The organism is Apibacter adventoris, from assembly GCF_002964965.1.
GTDB classification, from domain to species: domain Bacteria; phylum Bacteroidota; class Bacteroidia; order Flavobacteriales; family Weeksellaceae; genus Apibacter; species Apibacter adventoris.
Map to the genome: position 1 here is coordinate 1 of NZ_PSZN01000013.1, position 19176 is coordinate 19176.

Genomic DNA, 19176 nt, shown 5'->3' on the forward strand with positions numbered 1-19176 from the left:
CTCTTTAGGTGCGTAATGCTTGTTTTCAGAAATTAATAAAATATGGTCATGATCTTTCCCTTTATCTATATATTTAATATAGGTGTCTCCGTTTTTAAAAACTACAACATAAGGAAATCCATAATTAATATATTGGAATTCAATATTTTTTATAGCTATGATTTCACCCGAATTATATTTGGGGTACATTGAATCGCCATATACATTTATAAAAATCAAATCAGAACCCCAACCGGGAATAGAAATGGGGATTTTTTGATTTTCGGCATTTTCTAATTTCATATTAAGCCCTGCGCTGGCTGAAACATCCGGGAAATAATACCCCGAAATGGTAGTTAAATTTAAAGAACCGGTTGATTTCTCTTTATTGACAGGTTCATTGCCTTTTCCTGTTAATAACCAATTTATATCAATATTAGGTAATTTTTCTTTTATTAAATCTTTGTCAAATGAATTGCTTTCTTTCCATATATATAGTGTTTCTATAGATATTCTCAGATATTCGGTAAGTTGCATGTCTTGAGTAAAATTCAAGTATTTTTTTAACCGATCTATAATATCTTTAACATGATATTTAAGCATAGACCCCTCGCCTGTTAATAGCCATTCAATATTTATGTCTGGGAAATGTAAAGAAATACTTTCTAATTTATCAGGTTGTATAGACTTCCTCATAGATGTAATATAAGCACTTGATACTCCTATTATGTTGCAAAAATTTCTTATAGATATATTTTTATAACTCACAAACTTTTTAATTCTCTCTTTTACAGACATTTATATTTAATTTTTTAAAATTATTTAGAAAATATTCTGTGATTTTCATAAGAACATTTTTTATATTTTTTATGTTTTTTATTACATTAATTCTTTTTTTATAACTCCTTTTATTGAATATACACTCATAATTAAATCTAAAGAAAACTCTTTAGGTGCGTAATGCTTGTTTTCAGAAATTAATAAAATATGGTCATGATCTTTCCCTTTATCTATATATTTAATATAGGTGTCTCCGTTTTTAAAAACTACAACATAAGGAAATCCATAATTAATATATTGGAATTCAATATTTTTTATAGCTATGATTTCACCCGAATTATATTTGGGGTACATTGAATCGCCATATACATTTATAAAAATCAAATCAGAACCCCAACCGGGAATAGAAATGGGGATTTTTTGATTTTCGGCATTTTCTAATTTCATATTAAGCCCTGCGCTGGCTGAAACATCCGGGAAATAATACCCCGAAATGGTAGTTAAATTTAAAGAACCGGTTGATTTCTCTTTATTGACAGGTTCATTGCCTTTTCCTGTTAATAACCAATTTATATCAATATTAGGTAATTTTTCTTTTATTAAATCTTTGTCAAATGAATTGCTTTCTTTCCATATATATAGTGTTTCTATAGATATTCTCAGATATTCGGTAAGTTGCATGTCTTGAGTAAAATTCAAGTATTTTTTTAACCGATCTATAATATCTTTAACATGATATTTAAGCATAGACCCCTCGCCTGTTAATAGCCATTCAATATTTATGTCTGGGAAATGTAAAGAAATACTTTCTAATTTATCAGGTTGTATAGACTTCCTCATAGATGTAATATAAGCACTTGATACTCCTATTATGTTGCAAAAATTTCTTATAGATATATTTTTATAACTCACAAACTTTTTAATTCTCTCTTTTACAGACATTTATATTTAATTTTTTAAAATTATTTAGAAAATATTCTGTGATTTTCATAAGAACATTTTTTATATTTTTTATGTTTTTTATTACATTAATTCTTTTTTTATAACTCCTTTTATTGAATATACACTCATAATTAAATCTAAAGAAAACTCTTTAGGTGCGTAATGCTTGTTTTCAGAAATTAATAAAATATGGTCATGATCTTTCCCTTTATCTATATATTTAATATAGGTGTCTCCGTTTTTAAAAACTACAACATAAGGAAATCCATAATTGATATATTGGAATTCAGTATTTTTTATAGCTATGATTTCCCCCGAATTATATTTGGGGTACATTGAATCGCCATATACATCGATAAAAATCAAATCAGAACCCCAACCGGGAATAGAAATGGGGATTTTTTGATTTTCGGCATTTTCTAATTTCATATTAAGTCCTGCGCTGGCTGAAACATCCGGGAAATAATACCCCGAAATGGTAGTTAAATTTAAAGAACCGGCTGATTTCTCGTTATTGACAGGTTCATTGCCTTTTCCTGTTAATAACCAATTTATATCAATATTAGGTAATTTTTCTTTTATTAAATCTTTGTCAAAAAAATTACTTTCTTTCCATATATATAGTGTTTCTATGGATATTCCCAGATATTCGGTAAGTTGCATGTCATGAGTAAAATTCAAGTATTTTTTTAACCGATCTATAATATCTTTAACATGATATTTAAGCATAGATCCCTCGCCTGTTAATAGCCAATTTGGATTTAAAAATTTGCATTTTGTGTATATTAAATCTTTATTAAAAGAATTTCTAGAATACCAACTTGATAATGTAGTAGGAGCAACTCCTAAGAATTTAGCAAATTCTTTCTTTTTTTTTATACCTAAATAATTCATTATGTTATTAAGAATCAATACTCTATCAATTTTTATACTCATTTTAGTAAATTTAATACGTAAAATATTTGATTTATACTCAAATTTGCGTGTATTTGTGGTATAATAATATTGTAACTAAACAAATATAGATAAAATGAACGATAAAATTAAACATATGTACGCTTTACTCAAAACCTAAGGGAAAGATAATGTAAGGGTTATGATCGGAAGAATGTGTAAAAAATCATTTGATTATGCTAAATGTTTCTGATTATTAATAGATATTACTTCTAAAAAATATCAATAAATCATGCTTATTTTTCTACAGTTAGATTTTCTATCCGGGGTTTTCTAATCTGAGGGGCTTACCCAAATTTCAGAGTATGAGCACCCAAATTTTGTTTTTGTTACATGTGTAATACATTGCCGTTTACCTTGCCGTTTTCAATAATTACACATTTGAAGTGATTTAGTAAAAAGCTCTAAAACCTAGCATATAAATGGTTTTAGAGCTTGGTGACCACGGAAGGAGTCGAACCCTCAACCTTCAGAGCCGTAATCTGACGCTCTATCCAATTGAGCTACGTGGCCTTTTCAATTGGTTTGCAAAAGTACTATTTTTTTCTATTTTTTAAAATAATTTTAAGTATTTTTTCTAATTTTAAAAAATGAAAAAAATACTATGCTTCTTATTTCTCATTTTAATCTTTCTTTCATGTAAACAAAAAAACAACTTTTTTGCTCCTTCAAAAAATGAATATGCTACTAACTTTTTTATAATAGAAAATAATAGACAACTACATATAACCTCTGCAGGAGATTCTATTTCTTTTCCGAGAAACACGAAAATTTCTCGATGTATTATTACAACATGTTCCGCTTCTGCCTATCTAGATGCTATAGGTAAATTTAACTGTATTGTGGGAGTTAGTTCTCCTGAATATTTTTTCAATTCTAAAATTGAAAAAGGAATATCCAATCATACTATCGAAAATATTGGAAATGATGGTACTTTAAATTTTGAAAAAATTATTTCTTTAAAACCGGACTTAATAATTACTACACATAATCCTAATTATGAAAGAATTTTAAATCAATTAGCCAAGCATGGTATTAAAATTATTTACATAGAAGAATACATGGAATTGCATCCTTTAGGAAAAACTGAATATATTAAACTATTTGGTACTTTATTTGGAGAAATTGAAAAAGCTGATAGCATTTATCTTTCTGTCAAAAAAAATTATATAAAACTAAAGAAAAAAGCTCTTTCTACTAAAGAACAGCCTACAATTTTTACGAATATAATGTATGGGGATGCTTGGTATATGGCCGGAGGAAAAAGTTTTGTATCTACGTTATTTAAAGATGCCGGCGGGGATTATTTATGGAAAAATAATAGTAACACCGGAACTGTTATTTTAAATTTTGAAGAAGTTTTTAGTAAAGCGAAACATGCAGATTATTGGATTGGAGCAAGTAATTTTAATTCTAAAAATGAACTTATAAACTCTAGCTATCAGTATACAGAATTTGATGCTTATAAAAAAGATCAAATCTATGCTATGAACAAAAGAGAAAATAAAACCAAGGCAAATGATTACTTTGAATCAGGAAATATATTTGCTGACCGAACACTTTCTGATATTATTAAAATTCTACACCCTGAATTATTGCCTGACTATGAGCTCACTTATTTAAGAAAATTAAAATAAGTCTCCTACTCTATAATGATCATTTTATGTTATAAAAATGATCATTATAAATTTAATACATATCAATCTTAGTTCTTTCTTTATTTTTACAAGTTATAATCTAAATTATTTTTGTAAAGCAAGTTGTACAATTTCGGAAGGATCTTCCACTATATATTCTGCTCCATTTTCCAGCAACTCTTCTTTAGATCGAAACCCCCAAAGAACACCGATTCCTCTTATTCCGGAATTTACACAAGTTTGCATATCAGCCCCAGAATCTCCTGCATATAAGATTTCATTTTTATTTGTTATACCGGCTTCTCTCATAACATCATACACTATCTGAGGGTCCGGTTTTACAGGAATTCCTTCTCTTTGTCCTATTACTGAAACAAATTGAATATCCGGAAAGAATTTTTGTACCAGTGATTGTGTTCCTTCAATAAATTTATTAGATGCTACTGCTAACTTTATTTGCTTTGATTCTAATTCTTTCAACATTTTCATAATACCCGGATAAGGAGCTGTTTCATCCTCAGAATGTTTGCTATAATATTCAACAAATTGTTTTCTTAATTTTTCGACAAATTCGGGAGACCTTTGAGTTTCAGGCAATGCTCTTTCTATTAATTTACTTACTCCATTTCCTACAAAAAAACGATATGCTTGTAAAGGATGAGTCGGAAAACCATGCTGCTCTAATATATAATTGCAAGATTTGCCTAAATCGTTTATAGTATTTAATAATGTTCCGTCTAAATCAAAAATAATTAGTTTTATCATTTTTAAATCTTTTTTACAAAGATAACCATGATTTTTAGAACCTCTTTAATAAAATACAATACTTTTAAATTAAAAAACCGTTTTAAATAAATAAATCATATCTTTTTTTAAAGACCAGTTTTTTATATATTTTTTATTAATTTCTATTTTATCCTTCCAAATTATTTCTTTATTATAATATTCAGGATCATCTACTTGTGATAATATTTCCTCCTCATTTCTATATTTCAATTGGGCCGGCCCAGTGATTCCTGGCTTTACAGATAGAATTATCTTATCTTCTCCTTTCAATTTATCTGCGAAACCAACTATATCCGGTCTTGGCCCTACCCAAGACATATCTCCTTTTAATATATTGATTAACTGAGGGATTTCATCTATTTTATATTTCCTTAAAAATTTGCCTAATTTTGTAATATTCATTTTCTGAGTGGTAACAGAAGATGTATAAGTTCCTTTCATAGTTCGAAATTTATAAATAGAAAATATCTTCGCATTTTCACCTACTCTTTTTTGGATAAATATTCCATTTTTTCCTGTATTGATAGAAACTAAAATAAATAATAGAATTAAAGGTAGTATTAAAATAATCAATAAGGTAAAAGCCAAGCTATAATCCATAAATATTTTAATACCCTTCATAAATATAAACTTATTTTACAAAAATACTAAAATAAAAAAAGGATCTTATATAACCCTTTTTTATATTTATATTAAAAGTAAATTATTTATTTTACATTTTTTCTCCATGTTGGGAAAGATCTAAACCTAATTCCTCTTTTTCTGGATCTACCCTAAGTGGAGTAATTTTATTTACAATATATAATAAAAGTAAGGTTCCTAAAAATGCAAATAAAGATACTCCTATCATAGCGATTAGATGATGTGTAAAGAGTGTTGTCTCTCCATAATATAATCCATTACCCGGAACTATTTCGTTAATTGATTTATCGGCAAATACCCCGGTAAGTAACATTCCTACCATACCACCTACTCCATGACAAGGAAAAACGTCTAACGTATCATCTACTCCTATTTTATGAAAAAGTTGAACCATATAGAAACTTACAACACTAGCTACCAATCCTATAAAAAAAGAATGTCCTAATGATACATAACCTGCAGAGGGTGTAATACCAACCAAACCCACTACAGCCCCAACACAAACTCCAATAGAGGTTAATTTTTTCCCATTTATTTTTTCTAAAAATCCCCAACATAATGCTGATACAGCAGAAGCTGCGGTAGTATTAGCAAAGGCTAATACGGCCAATTCATTTGCTGCAAAAGATGATCCTGCATTGAAACCAAACCAACCTATCCATAATAAACTGGCCCCTAATATTACATAAGGAACTTTTCCGGCTGTTAAAGATATATCTCTTCTTTTTTTTAAAAATACGGCACCTGCTAAAGCAGCCCAACCGGAACTCATATGTACTACTGTACCTCCTGCAAAATCTAAAACGCCATATTTTGCCAAAATACCTTCCGGGTGCCAAGTGGCATGGGCTAATGGGGAATAGATAAAAATAGAAAATAAAATAATAAACAACAAATATCCCCAGAAACGAATACGTTCTGCCACCCCTCCTGAGATTAATGCCGGAGTGATAATGGCAAATTTCAGTTGAAATAAAGCAAATAATAAAATAGGTATAGTAGGTGCTCCTATCCATGCTGTAGTCGTACCAATGCCTTGCATAAATAAATGGGGTACGGGATTACCTATAATTCCGAAAACATCAGGACCAAAAGCTAATCCAAAACCAAATATAAACCAAATGACCGTAATCGTCACCATTGCTATAAAACTCTGAAATATTGTACTAATTATATTTTTACTATTAACCATACCTCCATAAAAAAAACCAACCCCCGGAGTCATTAGAAATACAAGTACAGATGCTACTAAAATCCAAGCAACATCTGCATAATTAAATGTTACACCGGTTGCCACGGCTTTAGAGGCACTTTCAGAAAATAAACAGTTTGAAAAAAGACTTAACAAACCAATAATTACTAATACCAGAATTAAAATTGTTTTACGCATATGTTTTTTTTATATAGAACAAAATTATATTATTTTATACAATAAAACAAAAATACCCTAAAAAAATAGTAGGGTATATATAATTTATTCGTAGAAAAAAACAAAACTACATCAAAACAACAAAGGGTTTATCTTAATATTTTATATTTTACATTGATTACCCCATCGTCTAATGAAGAAATTCTTTTAAAAGCTTTTCTACTTAAATCAAAATCACGCCCTTTCACAAAAGGTCCTCTATCTGTTATCCTTACCACTACTTTTCTTTTAGTTGCTGGATTAACTATTTCTACCCTAGTTCCAAATGGCAAAGTTTTGTGTGCCGCAGTAAGTTTATGCATATTGTAAATTTCTCCACTCGCTGTTGCTTTCCCATTAAATTTCTTTCCATACCAACTAACTGTTGCATTTCTATATCCTTTACCAGAATTTATATTCTCAACAGTACATGAAGTTATAGTACTAAAAAACATAAGTAATACAATAATAATTTTTCCTAGTTTCATAATTAATAATATTAAATAACGCAATAAAGTTAATTATATATAATAAAAGAATAATATATATAAAAAAATTACTCTAAAAATATATTTTATATAATTATTATTTTATAATTTTATTTTTTAGTTTAAATAGATATAACTAAAATTATAATTATTTTAATAACACATGTATAACCCTACTAATAACATTTTTATGAAAAAATTTTATTTATTTATTTCTACTGTCTTAATAATGATATTATTTTCTTGCTCAGACGATTTAAATAATAGTTCATTAAGTGAAGATGTAACTCCAAGCAGAGCTATTAATAAAAAAGGATATGCTGACGGAGTAAATTATTCTTTAAATAATTTAAAAGTAAATCCTGACTTAGTCAAAATTTCACAAGAAAATGTAACAATTAAAAGTTCTGAGGATAAAATGAAAAACGGAATTTTTAATTTTGAAATTCTGTCTAATGAAATTAAAGAAAAATTGATCGTTGGTAATGTATTATATTTTAAAACTGAAAATAATACTTACTTAAGAAAAATTAAAACAGTTTCAAACAATGGTAATTCCTATTTTTTAGAAACTTCAGAAGCTTATTTAGGTGATTTATTTAGCAGTGGTACAATTGAGTTCTCTGTTAATACCCAACAAGCTGAAAAAGCAATTAAATCAAAATCCAATTCTTTGGTAGCCTTAGGTGAAAATTATGATAAAAACTTTACCTTTAATATCATAAATCTCATTAAAGAATATAGCTATGAGGGAATGGTGTTTAATCCTAATACTTCTATTAGTTCCACTTTCAATATTAAAATAGGATTTGGAAATTCACAAAATTTACCTAACGAAGTAATTGCATATATAGAATTTAACACAATTATAAATCCATATTTTAAATTTGATGGTAATTTTAATAAAAAGATAAATCATAATTTAATTGAAGAAGTTCCAACAAATCTATTGGATCAATTAAAGAAAATTGAATTAGATATTACAATTCCTGCGGGCGATATTTTAGGAGATATCCCGGCTAAAATTAGTATCGATGAAATTAATTTTCCTGTTGAAATTGAAGCAAATATTGCTAAAAATTCAAATTTGGAATTAAATGTTGCAGGAAAATTGAAGGTTGGATTTGCATATTATAATGGTATTCCAAATAAAAAAAGTCATATTATATATGAAAACTCAATGAAGAATTTATCTGTAGCCAAATCTAATCTTACAGGAGAAATTATTTCTGATATGGGAATTTCAATTATACCAAAAATTACCTTACTTAACACAAATTTACTTCATGTTAATGGTAATATTAATTTAGGTTTAAAATCTCTTTCAATTGGAAATGGAGGATTAAATAATGAATCAGAATTTTTAACTAAAGGAGAATTTTATTCCTTAGGAAAATTTTCAGTTAATAGCTTAGGCGTTCCTATTTATACTACCGAATTATTTAAAAACAATAAAGAATTATGGAATATAGGGCACTTAACTCAAACTTTTACCTTATCTAATTTTAGATATTATAAAAATTCACCCATTCCTTGTTCTGGTTTAAATTCCTATAGTTTTAATGTTGCTTTAGACTATAAATATCCAATTCCCGGAAAAATTATAACAGATAACTTAGAAATAACCTATGATGTATATGCAGATAATGGTAGTGTTTTAGAGAAAGAAAAAACTATTAAAATATCGCCATCTAACATAAGTTTAAAAGAATTCAATTTTAACCTATGTATTCCATTCCGTAGAATCAATATTTATAAAACCGCTAAAACCAGTTATCTTAAAAATATAAAAATAAAAGATGCTAATGGATATGTTGCACTCGGAATTATTGATCCTATTCTAGGAACTCCTTATACTCAAATTCCAATATCACGTTAATTTCTTAATGTACAAATAAAAAAAGAATCGGATAAATTATTCCGATTCTTTTTTTATTATTTTAATTTGTTAATAATTATATATTTTTGTAACTTTTTATTTACGTTTTGTTATAAATTTCTTATGTGCTATTTATGAGAAGATTACTTACACTATTTTTCTTTCCGTTTTTTTTAATATTTCACACTCAAAGTTTAAATATCTCTGTTATTTACGATTCTGAATTAAAAAAATATGGCCTTAAAAGTTCAGATGGTATTCAGTTAATTAATCCTGAGTGGAACGTTCTTCAGGCTATTAACACATATTTTTATTATGGAAGAAAAGATACAGAAGGTAATTATTTTTACAGATATGACAGACTTAACAATCATTTAATTCGTATAAATTACTTAATACCTGACTCTACCCTTTATCATAACCAATTTGTTATTATTCAAAGTTTTCCTTATGGTCCTAAAGGAGTTATGAATATATATGGAAAAGAAATTCTTCCCACATTTTATAATAATATATGGATAAAAGATAAATATATTTTAAGCGAATTACATAATAAAATAACCATACATACCTTAGATGGGCAGAAATTATTTCCACAATCCTTCAATTATGTAGATATAAAAAATGGTTTTATATACGTAAAAATGGAAGATAAAAGATTTGAAAATAATGAAAAATTTATGGTTTATAATAATAATGGAGATTCATTAACTAAAGATAATTGGACTATTGTCGGTCAATTTGGAAAAGACCATCTTTTATTAATTAAAACCTTAGATCATAAACTATTTTATATAAATGAGTCTGGTGAAATTCAAATTAAACCAAATAAAAAATTAAATTACGAAGCCCCTTTCTCTAACGGATACTCTTTGGTTTCTACTAAAAATACACCTAAGAAATATGGTTTTATAGATACCTCAGGGGAAATTATTATTCCTTTAGAATATGATAATGCCGGGCCTTTTCAAAAAAATTATGCTTTTGTTGAAAAACATAAAGATGGTAAATTATACCAAGGATTGATAGACAATCACAACAAAATGATTAAAATTTTCTCATCTCCTTTAATTAGTAGATCTACCTATTATGATAGTAATAAAATTACTTATTATTTGTCCAATCACGAAACATATGATGCTGATGGAAATTATATAGAAGACACTAATTTAATTAAATAAACAGATTAGCAAGATACAAGATTATTCTTAAATTTGCATGACAAAATTGTAAATATGCAACTTTCAGAACAAGAACTAATCCGAAGAGAAAAATTACAAAAGCTTAAAGATGCAGGGATAGAACCTTTTCCTGCAGCTGAATATAAAATCACTCATACTACCCAACAAATAAAAGATAATTTTAAGGAAGGGGAAATAGTTAGTATTGCTGGAAGGCTCATGTCTAACCGTATTCAGGGAAAAGCTGGTTTTTCTGAATTACAAGATAGTAAAGGACGCATACAACTTTATTTTAATAGAGATATTCTTTGTCCTGAAGAGGATAAATTTAAATATAATGACTTTTACAAAAAACTTCTAGATTTAGGAGATTTTATAGGTGTTTCAGGAGAATTATTTATAACTAAAAAAGGAGAGAAAACTATTATGGTAAAAGAATTCTCTCTTTTGTCTAAAGTACTTCGCCCCCTTCCTTTACCTAAAATAGACGAAGAAGGAAAAGTACATGATGCATTTAATGATCCTGAACAAAGATATAGAATGAGGTATGTGGATTTGGTTGTGAACCCTCAAGTTAAAGATATTTTTATAAAAAGAACAAAACTTTTTACAGCTATGAGAAGTTTCTTTAATGAAAGAGGGTATTTTGAAGTAGAAACTCCTATTCTTCAATCTATTCCTGGTGGTGCTGCAGCAAGACCCTTTATTACTCATCACAATGCTCTTAATATTCCTTTATACCTTAGAATAGCTAATGAGTTATATCTAAAAAGACTTATTGTAGGCGGATTTGATGGGGTATATGAATTTTCTAAAAACTTCCGTAACGAGGGAATGGATCGTACTCACAATCCAGAATTTACGGCAATGGAAATTTATATTGCTTATAAAGACTATAATTGGATGATGAATTTTACAGAACTATTATTGGAGCATTGTGCAATTGCAGTAAATGGAACAACACAAGCCTCTTTTGGAGATCACAAAATAGACTTTAAAGCCCCATATCCGAGAATAACTATGACAGATGCCATAAAAAAATATTGTGGATATGATATTACCGGAAAAACTGAAGAAGAATTAAGACAAGCTGCTAAAGATATGGGTATTGAAGTAGATGAAACTATGGGAAAAGGTAAATTAATTGATGAGATTTTTGGAGAAAAATGTGAAGGTAATTTTATTCAGCCCACTTTTATCACTGACTATCCTGTAGAAATGTCTCCATTAACAAAAAAACACCGATCTGATCCAAATCTTACAGAACGTTTTGAATTGATGGTATGTGGTAAAGAAATAGCCAATGCTTACTCTGAACTGAATGATCCTATAGACCAGAGAGAACGTTTTGAAGAACAACTAAAACTTTCTGAAAAAGGAGATGATGAAGCTATGTTTATAGATCAAGATTTCCTACGTGCTTTGGAATTCGGTATGCCTCCGACTTCAGGGCTAGGAATCGGAATGGATCGTTTAATAATGTTTTTAACAAATAATGCTTCTATTCAGGAAGTTTTATTTTTCCCTCAAATGAAACCTGAACAAAAAAATTCATCTATAAATTTATCAGAAGAAGAAAAAACAATTGTTGAAATATTGAAAAATAATAATTCTAAAATTGATTTAATAGAATTAAAGACTCAAGCTGGTTTAAGTGGGAAAAAATGGGATAAGTCTATGAAAGCCCTTTCTAAATATAATTTAATTAAAGTATATTTAGATGCTCACGAAAATAAAATAGTCGAATTAATTTCTAATGATTAATAAAAAGCAATAGAAGAACATCTTTCTTCCATTTATGTTTATTTAAATTTATATAGCTTTTTTTACTTTTGAAATAATCTATATTTTAATAGAAAAGCTTCTCTTTTTAGACAGATATTATATAACTATTTATAAAAAAAGAAACTTACATTGTCTTGTAAGTTTCTTTTTTTATTTGTTTTTATTTTAATTGTTTTTCTAAATTTAAAGCCTCTTCATTTTTAGGATCAATTGCTAAAATTTTATTAACATAATCTTGAGCTTTAACATTATCCCCCTCATGAAAATTTTTATAAGCAAAGAATGAATAAGCTATAGCTAAATAAGCTTTTTCTGTTTCTGAATAAGTATTTTTAGGAGATACCATATCAATATATTTTTGATAAGTTTGAGCAGCTAAACCACTTTTATCTTCCCTATCATAAGCATAAAGAGCCATAGCTTTACCTCCATAAGAAGTTTCCCACGTAGGTATTAATTCAATCAACTTATCCCATGAAGCAATAGATCCCACATAATCTTTTGCATTATACTGTTCTAATGCTAAATCATACCAAGATTTAGTATCATTAGGATTAGTTGTTACTGCTTTTTTTAATGCTACAATCTTAGGATTATTTTCTGAAGAAGAAGAATTTGCATTAGGATTTATTTTGAGTAATAAATCCTGATAATCAAAATATCTATCGCCCTCTGCTATAGCTTTATTTAAATTAAAAACAGCTTCTTTTTCTAACTTAGTTTTTTCTTCCCCTACAGCTTTTGCAGCTAAAGATGTCTGGATTTTTCCTAAAATACCATAATCTGAGCCTTCCATTTTAGAATTATTAATCGCTTTTAAATAAGAATTCATATCATCATAAGCATTGGAAAAATCAGATTTTTCAACTAATACTAGAGCTCTAACTTTATATTTTAACGGATCAGAAATTTTATCCCAATATTGATTTATAATATTTAAACTTTTATCAAAATCCTTAGCATTAAAAGCTATTCTAGCCAAGTTAAATTGGGTGTTAGCATCATTATTTCCTGTCAACTCCATGTATTTTTGTAAATGGGTAGTTGCATCATTATATTTTTGTGTTCTTAAATCATAATCAACCCAATATTTATAGGTTATTGAGTAATTAGGATCTGCAGTCACCGCATTTGTAAAATTTTCAAGTGCTAACTGGTTGTTTTGTTTAGTTCTAGACCAAAGATTACCAATTAAAGCATATACCATTGCTTTATTATCTGCTATTTCCAAAGCCCGAGTATAATTAGTCATTGCTTTTCCCGGATCTAATTTTTCATAATAAGCATTTCCCAAAACTATATAATATTCTGCCTTATCTTTGTTTTTAACCAAATTAAGTAATTTTTCTGAATAATCTATGCTTTTATCTGCATCTATAGATTCCGGTTTATTTTTAAATAAAATATAGGCTTCGGCTATTCTATATAATACTTCTGCATTTCTATATTTACTATCCTTAGCTATTGCATCAAAATCTGCATTAGCAGCAGCCTTTTCTCCCCGAAATAATTTCACACAGGCTAATCCTATTCTATTTAATTCAGATTTAGGATTTAGAGCTAAACCCTTATTAAAATTTTGAGAGGCTAACTCTATATTAGGAGTCTCATTTTTTAGATAAAAATAACCTAAATAAAAATAATTTTCTTCACTAGGAGATTTAGAAACTAACCCTTCAAAAACTTCTTTTGCTTTATTAAACTGATCATTTCCTAAATATTTTATTCCCTCTTGAATATTTTGCGCATTTAATACACCTGCTAACATTACTGCTGACAAAGTAAATGTGGCTTGAATTGGCTTGATTCTAAAATTCATTCTAATCTTATTTTAATTTCTAAGTATTTATTTATATTTTTTCAATTTATATGTTATCTATAAAAATAGATAACTATAACATGTTCCTATCATTTTTTCTATCTGTTTTCATTATAATAGTTATTTTCTAAAATCTTAATTTATTTGTACTCTTCTTTCATATAAAAAGTAAGGTTGTAAACCTGCTCTTGTTACAATTAATTGTCCTCTTTGTGAACCAGCAAATCGGGAAAAGCTACTGCCTAATAAAAAATTATTTTCTGAATTTAATAAAAATATTCTTTTTGTAAAAGGATACAACCCACTTCTTAAATTAGGAATTGAAGGATTTATTACTTGATTATCAAAATTTATTATTGGTATAATTTTAATTTTATTTAAATATTCTTTTACCTTTGGGTCACCTGTGTCGCTCAAAGCATTTAATCCGATTATTCCTATAGATGATTTATTTTTATAAACATAATTAATTACCTGATCTGCATTATTCAATGCTGTTATTTTATAATCTTCACTAATATTTAATTGTAATTTTCTAACTAAAGTATTAAAATTACTTGAATTTCCACCATCAAAAACATATGAATTATCTGAATGTTCTATTGCTTTTTTCAAATCTGAAATACGAATACTATCTATTAAACTCTCTTTCGAAGTAACCAAAACAATGGCATCACAAGCTATTTGTGTAGAAATAAATTTCATCCTTGTCTTAGCAAACAATATTTTACCTTCTTGTTCACTTAAATTCCTACTTACCATTGCCATAGTTATTTTGCCTTGAATAAAATCTGCAATTACCAAATCCTCTACTTCCGGCTTAAAATTTACTTGTGCTTCAGGATAAGAAGACTTAAAAACTTCAACTAAAGCACTTCCTACATTTAAAAATGAAGGGTCTATGCCAATTGTTATTTTCCCTTTTCTATAAGCTTCTTTTTGCTGAATTTCTTTTTGACAGGAATTTACTAAAACAAAAAACAAAAAAATCAAATAAAAAAAACCTATTTTTTTAGCCATTTTCTCTTATATACTTAATTGCTCTATAAAACCTAAAACCACCATAGACTATAAATAAAATCCCTAAAATTCTTGCCCATTTAGGTTCTAAATCAATAAAAAACTTATTATATAGGATAATTAAAATACCAATTACAAAATATCCCATTCCAATAATACCTGATATTGATTTATAATTCAATCGCATCTACTATTTTATTTTAAAAGATTCTATACAACAAAGATAAAAAAATATTTTTTTAGTTATTTTTGTAACTTAATAATAAAGATTTGCCTTATATGTTTCAATCTTTTTCGATAACTTATATGTCTTAAATAACCTTATATTATGGATTTTTGCATACAAACTGTTAATGATCTGGACCTAGCAGCAAAAGAAATCATTCTAAACTCAACTTATAAAATTTTCACTTTACATGGAGATATGGGAGCCGGAAAAACTACTCTTATTAAAGCTTTCGGAAAAATTTTAGGTTCTTATGACAGTATAACCAGCCCTACATTTTCCATTGTAAATGAATATTTATCTAAAAAGGGGAAAATCTTTCATTTTGATCTTTATAGAATAAATGATATTAACGAACTTTTAAACCTTGGAATTGATGAATATATTGATTCCGGAGAATATTGTTTTATAGAATGGCCTGAAATATATGAAAATGATTTGCCTGAACATCATAAAATTTCATTAATTTTGAAAAATCAAACTAGATATTTAACCTTTAGCTAAATGAGCATTTTTACCCCATTTTCTGAGGAAGAGTTAATCCCACAAGAGGAGCGTATCGAAGTAATAAAAAAAAGAGGAGAAATAAGTATAGGCATACCCAAAGAAAACCTACTAAATGAAAAACGTATCCCCTTAACTCCTGATGCGGTCTCTGTTCTTTCAGCAAATGGAATTAATATTACAATAGAAAATGGAGCCGGACTTGGTGCTCATTTTACAGATAATCAATATTCAGAAGCCGGAGCTAAAATTTCTTATGAAAAAAAAGAAGTATTTTCAAAACCGATTATTTTAAAAACTGAACCTCCTACCCTTAATGAAATAGAATTAATGAATCCTGATTCATATCTTATTTCAGCAGTTCAAATTAATACACAAAATAAAGAATACTTTGAAAAACTATCTTCAAAAAAAATTACTGCTTTAGGATTTGAATATATTAGAGACAGACATAATCAACTCTCACTGATACGACTGATAGGTGAAATAGCAGGAACTTGTTCCATCCTTATTGCCTCAGAACTTCTTTCCTCCTCACACGGGGGTAACGGTTTGTTAATGGGAGGAATAACAGGAGTACGCCCAACCAATGTAGTAATTATTGGAGCAGGAACCGTAGGTGAAAACGCAGCTCGTTCTGCCCTGGGTTTAGGTGCCTCCATAAAAGTATTTGATCATTCTTTAACCAAACTCAGACATTTACAAGAAGTAATAGGAAGAAAAATATTTACTTCTACTCTTGATCCAAAAGAACTGGAAAAATCACTAAGACGATGCGATGTAGCTATAGGTTGCCTTAAAGGGGAAATGCGCGCCCCTATTCTAGTTACTGAGTCAATGGTGGAAAAAATGAAACCAGGAGCTGTGATTATCGATATTAGCATTGACAATGGCGGAATTTTTGAAACTTCTGAAATATGCCTTTGTGACAAACCTTTCATAAAAAATGGTGTTATACACTATTGTGTACCAAATATTACTTCTCGTGTAGCTAGAACTGCATCCAAAGCACTAAGTAATTTTTTTTTAAGTTATTTCCTGGATGTTACTAACCAAGGAGGATTTGAAACTTTATTTTCAAGAAATCGAGGCATATGCAAGGGTATATACATGTATAAAGGAAGAGTTACCAATTCTCAAATTGCTAATTGGTATGAATTACCTTATCAAGATATTAATCTTTTAATTATATAACATGAGTTTTTCCCAAAGATTACGTTATTATCTATTAGGGTTAGGTATGGGGCTCGTGTTCCTTCTATTTATTTTTGGGAACAGGCTATTTTCATGGTCTTACTTGCCAAATGACAGAGTTTTAGCTGAAATTAAAACAAAAAAAATTAAGTTTTCCCCTCAAAGTCTTACTTACATAAACATTCATAAAATATCTAAAAATTTCATTTTAGATACAGCCCTAGTAAAAGGAAAAATCAATTTTAAGGAAAGCAAAGCCCAAGAAGTTCCCTGCCCAAGATATACTCTATATTATGGATCCCTTAAAATTAAATTTACCAAATGTAAAACGTGGGTAACTGTTGATTCCATCGATCACTAAAAAAATTACTACGTCATTATTTACTTAATAACTATCTCCATTTTATCTACTTAAAACAGAACCTACCTTAATTTACTTACAACCATCTTGATAGGTTTTTCATATTTAATTATAAATTAAATTAATTCAGTCATTTATAAATTATAATAATGAGATAATTTAGTATTTGTAAAGTTCTACAATAATAAGTCTACCCTGTAGTTCATAAGATTAATTAATTTTAACATAATTTTAACATAAAATTAACATTACGTATAAAATAAGATAAAGGTGAATTTATATATTTGTCATATAAATATGTAGTCAATAAAATAATAATTACTAAATAAAAAATTAATATTATGTCATTTAAAGCAAAACTAGAAGTAGCGGGAAAGAAATACAATGTTCTAAACGTGAATTATTCCTTAGCCCAAGAAACAGATCCTACAGGAAGACCCTCCTCTCAAACCCGAGGAGGGCGAATAGAAGTCACTGTAGAATCAACCGGAGAGACCGATATCTTTGAGTGGATGACCAATAGCTTTGAGCGTAAAGACGGAAAAGTAATCTTTATCAAAAGAGATTCCGATGCAACCTTAAAAGAATTGGACTTCACCGATGGGTATGTAGTCAAATACAAAGAGAATTTTGATTCCAATGGAACCAATCCATTAACAGAGACCTTTACGATTTCAGCTAAGACCATCAAGATGGGAACCGGCGAACATGTAAACGAATGGGTATAAAATTCTCTATCCCCATAAGAAAAAACATCTCTTAAGCAAAGAGAATGAAAAAAGGGGAAGCTACAGCTTCCCCTTTTTTCAAATTTAACCCTATTATAAAAATAAACACTTATCAAAAATAACTTATAAAATGTCTTCATTTTTAGCCAAATTAGAAATGGAAGGATCTGTATATACAGTACTTCATTGCCACTACAGCTTTCAAAAAAACATAGATTCCTCAGGCAAACCCCAGGGAGCAACCCGCGGAGGATACCTGGATTTAACCTTGGAAAGTAACGGGAATTCAGTTTTCATAGACTGGATGCTATCACAAAATAAGACCAAAGACGGAGTCATTATCTTTTACCGTCGCGATGCGATGAGTAAACTACAGGAAGTAAAATTTGAGAAAAGCTACTGCATCTCTTTCGAAGAAGAATTTGATGCTACAGATAACCAGCCGATGCGTATACGCTTACAATTATGTTCCAAGAAGCTGAGTATAGCCAATATCAGCTATGAGAACAGTTGGAAACTGGGCTGAGCAAAATAACCCCAGGGAGAGGGTCTGGGTATATTTTTAAAGACCAATAAAAAAGGAGGAAAAGCCAAGTCCTTTCCCGAATCAAAACCCCAATATATGAGCATAATAGATGATCCTAATAAAAAGACACCTCAGGTAGACCTGAGTAAACTCACAGAAAAGCTACAACAATCTGCCCTTGACTCAGCCGAGACAAAACTGGATCAAGCCACCCAAGGCATCCGAGAAGAGGTAAAAAAAGTACAGGAAACAGCCACCCGGGTACAAAACAAACTAACCCAGGTAAACGAAGAACTTAGCCCGATAAAAGGCAACACCTTTGAAATCATCCCCCCGG

General features: G+C 28.6%; 20 protein-coding genes and 1 tRNA gene. 10 read left to right on the plus strand and 11 right to left on the minus strand.

Going from position 1 to position 19176, the window contains the following annotated elements:
* From C4S76_RS06140 to C4S76_RS06155, 4 genes are all read right to left on the minus strand, one after another.
* Positions 1-777, minus strand: a 777-nt coding sequence (locus C4S76_RS06140; protein WP_105193605.1) for a helix-turn-helix domain-containing protein, incomplete at its 3' end; no start/stop codon positions are given.
* Positions 778-858: 81 nt separating this feature from the next.
* Positions 859-1701 (minus strand): S24 family peptidase, encoded by an 843-nt coding sequence (locus C4S76_RS06145; RefSeq protein ID WP_105192353.1) that lies wholly within the window; start codon positions 1699-1701, stop codon positions 859-861.
* A gap of 81 nt (positions 1702-1782) precedes the next feature.
* The gene (locus tag C4S76_RS06150; protein WP_105193606.1) at positions 1783-2637 is read right to left on the minus strand and encodes a LexA family transcriptional regulator; all 855 of its coding nucleotides are present in this window, start codon (positions 2635-2637) and stop codon (positions 1783-1785) included.
* 454 nt (positions 2638-3091) lie between these two features.
* Positions 3092-3168: transfer RNA gene (locus C4S76_RS06155), tRNA-Arg, on the minus strand.
* A 77-nt stretch (positions 3169-3245) separates the two neighbouring features.
* On the opposite strand from C4S76_RS06155, the gene C4S76_RS06160 reads away from it, so the two are divergent.
* On the plus strand, positions 3246-4292 hold the full coding sequence (locus C4S76_RS06160) for an ABC transporter substrate-binding protein (protein WP_105193607.1): 1047 nt from the start codon (positions 3246-3248) through the stop codon (positions 4290-4292).
* Between the two features lie 105 nt (positions 4293-4397).
* Here the strand turns inward: C4S76_RS06160 and C4S76_RS06165 are convergent, their stop codons facing one another.
* The 4 genes from C4S76_RS06165 to C4S76_RS06180 all read right to left on the minus strand — a co-directional run bounded on the left by C4S76_RS06165 (position 4398) and on the right by C4S76_RS06180 (position 7616).
* Positions 4398-5057, minus strand: a complete 660-nt coding sequence (locus tag C4S76_RS06165) for an HAD family hydrolase (protein ID WP_105193608.1) — start codon at positions 5055-5057, stop codon at positions 4398-4400.
* Positions 5058-5126: 69 nt separating this feature from the next.
* A complete protein-coding gene (locus C4S76_RS06170) occupies positions 5127-5699 on the minus strand; it encodes a sugar transferase (RefSeq protein ID WP_105193609.1) in 573 nt (190 codons plus the stop codon).
* 91 nt (positions 5700-5790) lie between these two features.
* Positions 5791-7110 carry an ammonium transporter gene (locus C4S76_RS06175; protein ID WP_105193610.1) on the minus strand — a complete coding sequence of 440 codons (1320 nt, stop codon included), beginning with the start codon at positions 7108-7110 and terminating at the stop codon, positions 5791-5793.
* Between the two features lie 128 nt (positions 7111-7238).
* Positions 7239-7616: a septal ring lytic transglycosylase RlpA family protein gene (locus tag C4S76_RS06180; RefSeq protein WP_105193611.1), complete on the minus strand. Its 378-nt coding sequence runs from the start codon at positions 7614-7616 to the stop codon at positions 7239-7241.
* A gap of 190 nt (positions 7617-7806) precedes the next feature.
* Here C4S76_RS06180 and C4S76_RS06185 point away from each other — a divergent pair, with 190 nt between their 5' ends.
* From C4S76_RS06185 to lysS, 3 genes are all read left to right on the plus strand, one after another.
* On the plus strand, positions 7807-9495 hold the full coding sequence (locus tag C4S76_RS06185; protein ID WP_146105704.1) for a hypothetical protein: 1689 nt from the start codon (positions 7807-7809) through the stop codon (positions 9493-9495).
* A gap of 134 nt (positions 9496-9629) precedes the next feature.
* The gene (locus C4S76_RS06190) at positions 9630-10676 is read left to right on the plus strand and encodes a WG repeat-containing protein (RefSeq protein ID WP_105193613.1); all 1047 of its coding nucleotides are present in this window, start codon (positions 9630-9632) and stop codon (positions 10674-10676) included.
* 54 nt (positions 10677-10730) lie between these two features.
* Positions 10731-12440, plus strand: coding sequence for a lysine--tRNA ligase (lysS, locus tag C4S76_RS06195; protein ID WP_105193614.1), 1710 nt, complete (start codon positions 10731-10733; stop codon positions 12438-12440).
* Positions 12441-12621: 181 nt separating this feature from the next.
* On the opposite strand, the gene C4S76_RS06200 is transcribed toward lysS, so the two are convergent.
* The 3 genes from C4S76_RS06200 to C4S76_RS06210 form a co-directional block, all read right to left on the minus strand.
* Positions 12622-14280: a tetratricopeptide repeat protein gene (locus C4S76_RS06200; protein WP_146105705.1), complete on the minus strand. Its 1659-nt coding sequence runs from the start codon at positions 14278-14280 to the stop codon at positions 12622-12624.
* Positions 14281-14415: 135 nt separating this feature from the next.
* A complete protein-coding gene (locus C4S76_RS06205; RefSeq protein ID WP_105193616.1) occupies positions 14416-15300 on the minus strand; it encodes a substrate-binding domain-containing protein in 885 nt (294 codons plus the stop codon).
* Entirely contained in the window at positions 15293-15481 is a 189-nt protein-coding gene (locus C4S76_RS06210; protein WP_245915802.1) for a C4-dicarboxylate ABC transporter, read from the minus strand. Before C4S76_RS06210 ends, C4S76_RS06205 begins: the two co-directional genes overlap by 8 nt.
* A 147-nt stretch (positions 15482-15628) precedes the next feature.
* On the opposite strand from C4S76_RS06210, the gene tsaE reads away from it, so the two are divergent.
* The 6 genes from tsaE to C4S76_RS06240 all read left to right on the plus strand — a co-directional run.
* Positions 15629-16030 carry a tRNA (adenosine(37)-N6)-threonylcarbamoyltransferase complex ATPase subunit type 1 TsaE gene (tsaE, locus tag C4S76_RS06215; protein ID WP_105193618.1) on the plus strand — a complete coding sequence of 134 codons (402 nt, stop codon included), beginning with the start codon at positions 15629-15631 and terminating at the stop codon, positions 16028-16030.
* The gene (locus C4S76_RS06220) at positions 16031-17224 is read left to right on the plus strand and encodes an alanine dehydrogenase (RefSeq protein WP_105193619.1); all 1194 of its coding nucleotides are present in this window, start codon (positions 16031-16033) and stop codon (positions 17222-17224) included.
* A 1-nt stretch (position 17225) separates the two neighbouring features.
* Entirely contained in the window at positions 17226-17585 is a 360-nt protein-coding gene (locus C4S76_RS06225) for a hypothetical protein (protein WP_146105706.1), read from the plus strand.
* Between the two features lie 341 nt (positions 17586-17926).
* Positions 17927-18313 (plus strand): type VI secretion system tube protein TssD, encoded by a 387-nt coding sequence (gene tssD, locus C4S76_RS06230; protein ID WP_105193621.1) that lies wholly within the window; start codon positions 17927-17929, stop codon positions 18311-18313.
* A gap of 130 nt (positions 18314-18443) precedes the next feature.
* Positions 18444-18839, plus strand: a complete 396-nt coding sequence (gene tssD, locus C4S76_RS06235) for a type VI secretion system tube protein TssD (protein ID WP_105193622.1) — start codon at positions 18444-18446, stop codon at positions 18837-18839.
* 96 nt (positions 18840-18935) lie between these two features.
* The coding region (locus C4S76_RS06240; protein WP_146105707.1) for a hypothetical protein at positions 18936-19176 on the plus strand (241 nt) is incomplete at its 3' end.

What these genes read in the sequence shown, in the direction of transcription:
- C4S76_RS06145 (WP_105192353.1), bottom strand. Translation starts at nt 1,701, where the DNA reads ATGTCTGTAAAAGAGAGAATTAAAAAGTTTGTGAGTTATAAAAATATA.
- C4S76_RS06150 (WP_105193606.1), bottom strand. Translation starts at nt 2,637, where the DNA reads ATGAGTATAAAAATTGATAGAGTATTGATTCTTAATAACATAATGAAT.
- C4S76_RS06160 (WP_105193607.1), top strand. Translation starts at nt 3,246, where the DNA reads ATGAAAAAAATACTATGCTTCTTATTTCTCATTTTAATCTTTCTTTCA.
- C4S76_RS06165 (WP_105193608.1), bottom strand. Translation starts at nt 5,057, where the DNA reads ATGATAAAACTAATTATTTTTGATTTAGACGGAACATTATTAAATACT.
- C4S76_RS06170 (WP_105193609.1), bottom strand. Translation starts at nt 5,699, where the DNA reads ATGAAGGGTATTAAAATATTTATGGATTATAGCTTGGCTTTTACCTTA.
- C4S76_RS06175 (WP_105193610.1), bottom strand. Translation starts at nt 7,110, where the DNA reads ATGCGTAAAACAATTTTAATTCTGGTATTAGTAATTATTGGTTTGTTA.
- C4S76_RS06180 (WP_105193611.1), bottom strand. Translation starts at nt 7,616, where the DNA reads ATGAAACTAGGAAAAATTATTATTGTATTACTTATGTTTTTTAGTACT.
- C4S76_RS06185 (WP_146105704.1), top strand. Translation starts at nt 7,807, where the DNA reads ATGAAAAAATTTTATTTATTTATTTCTACTGTCTTAATAATGATATTA.
- C4S76_RS06190 (WP_105193613.1), top strand. Translation starts at nt 9,630, where the DNA reads ATGAGAAGATTACTTACACTATTTTTCTTTCCGTTTTTTTTAATATTT.
- lysS (WP_105193614.1), top strand. Translation starts at nt 10,731, where the DNA reads ATGCAACTTTCAGAACAAGAACTAATCCGAAGAGAAAAATTACAAAAG.
- C4S76_RS06200 (WP_146105705.1), bottom strand. Translation starts at nt 14,280, where the DNA reads ATGAATTTTAGAATCAAGCCAATTCAAGCCACATTTACTTTGTCAGCA.
- C4S76_RS06205 (WP_105193616.1), bottom strand. Translation starts at nt 15,300, where the DNA reads ATGGCTAAAAAAATAGGTTTTTTTTATTTGATTTTTTTGTTTTTTGTT.
- tsaE (WP_105193618.1), top strand. Translation starts at nt 15,629, where the DNA reads ATGGATTTTTGCATACAAACTGTTAATGATCTGGACCTAGCAGCAAAA.
- C4S76_RS06220 (WP_105193619.1), top strand. Translation starts at nt 16,031, where the DNA reads ATGAGCATTTTTACCCCATTTTCTGAGGAAGAGTTAATCCCACAAGAG.
- C4S76_RS06225 (WP_146105706.1), top strand. Translation starts at nt 17,226, where the DNA reads ATGAGTTTTTCCCAAAGATTACGTTATTATCTATTAGGGTTAGGTATG.
- tssD (WP_105193621.1), top strand. Translation starts at nt 17,927, where the DNA reads ATGTCATTTAAAGCAAAACTAGAAGTAGCGGGAAAGAAATACAATGTT.
- tssD (WP_105193622.1), top strand. Translation starts at nt 18,444, where the DNA reads ATGTCTTCATTTTTAGCCAAATTAGAAATGGAAGGATCTGTATATACA.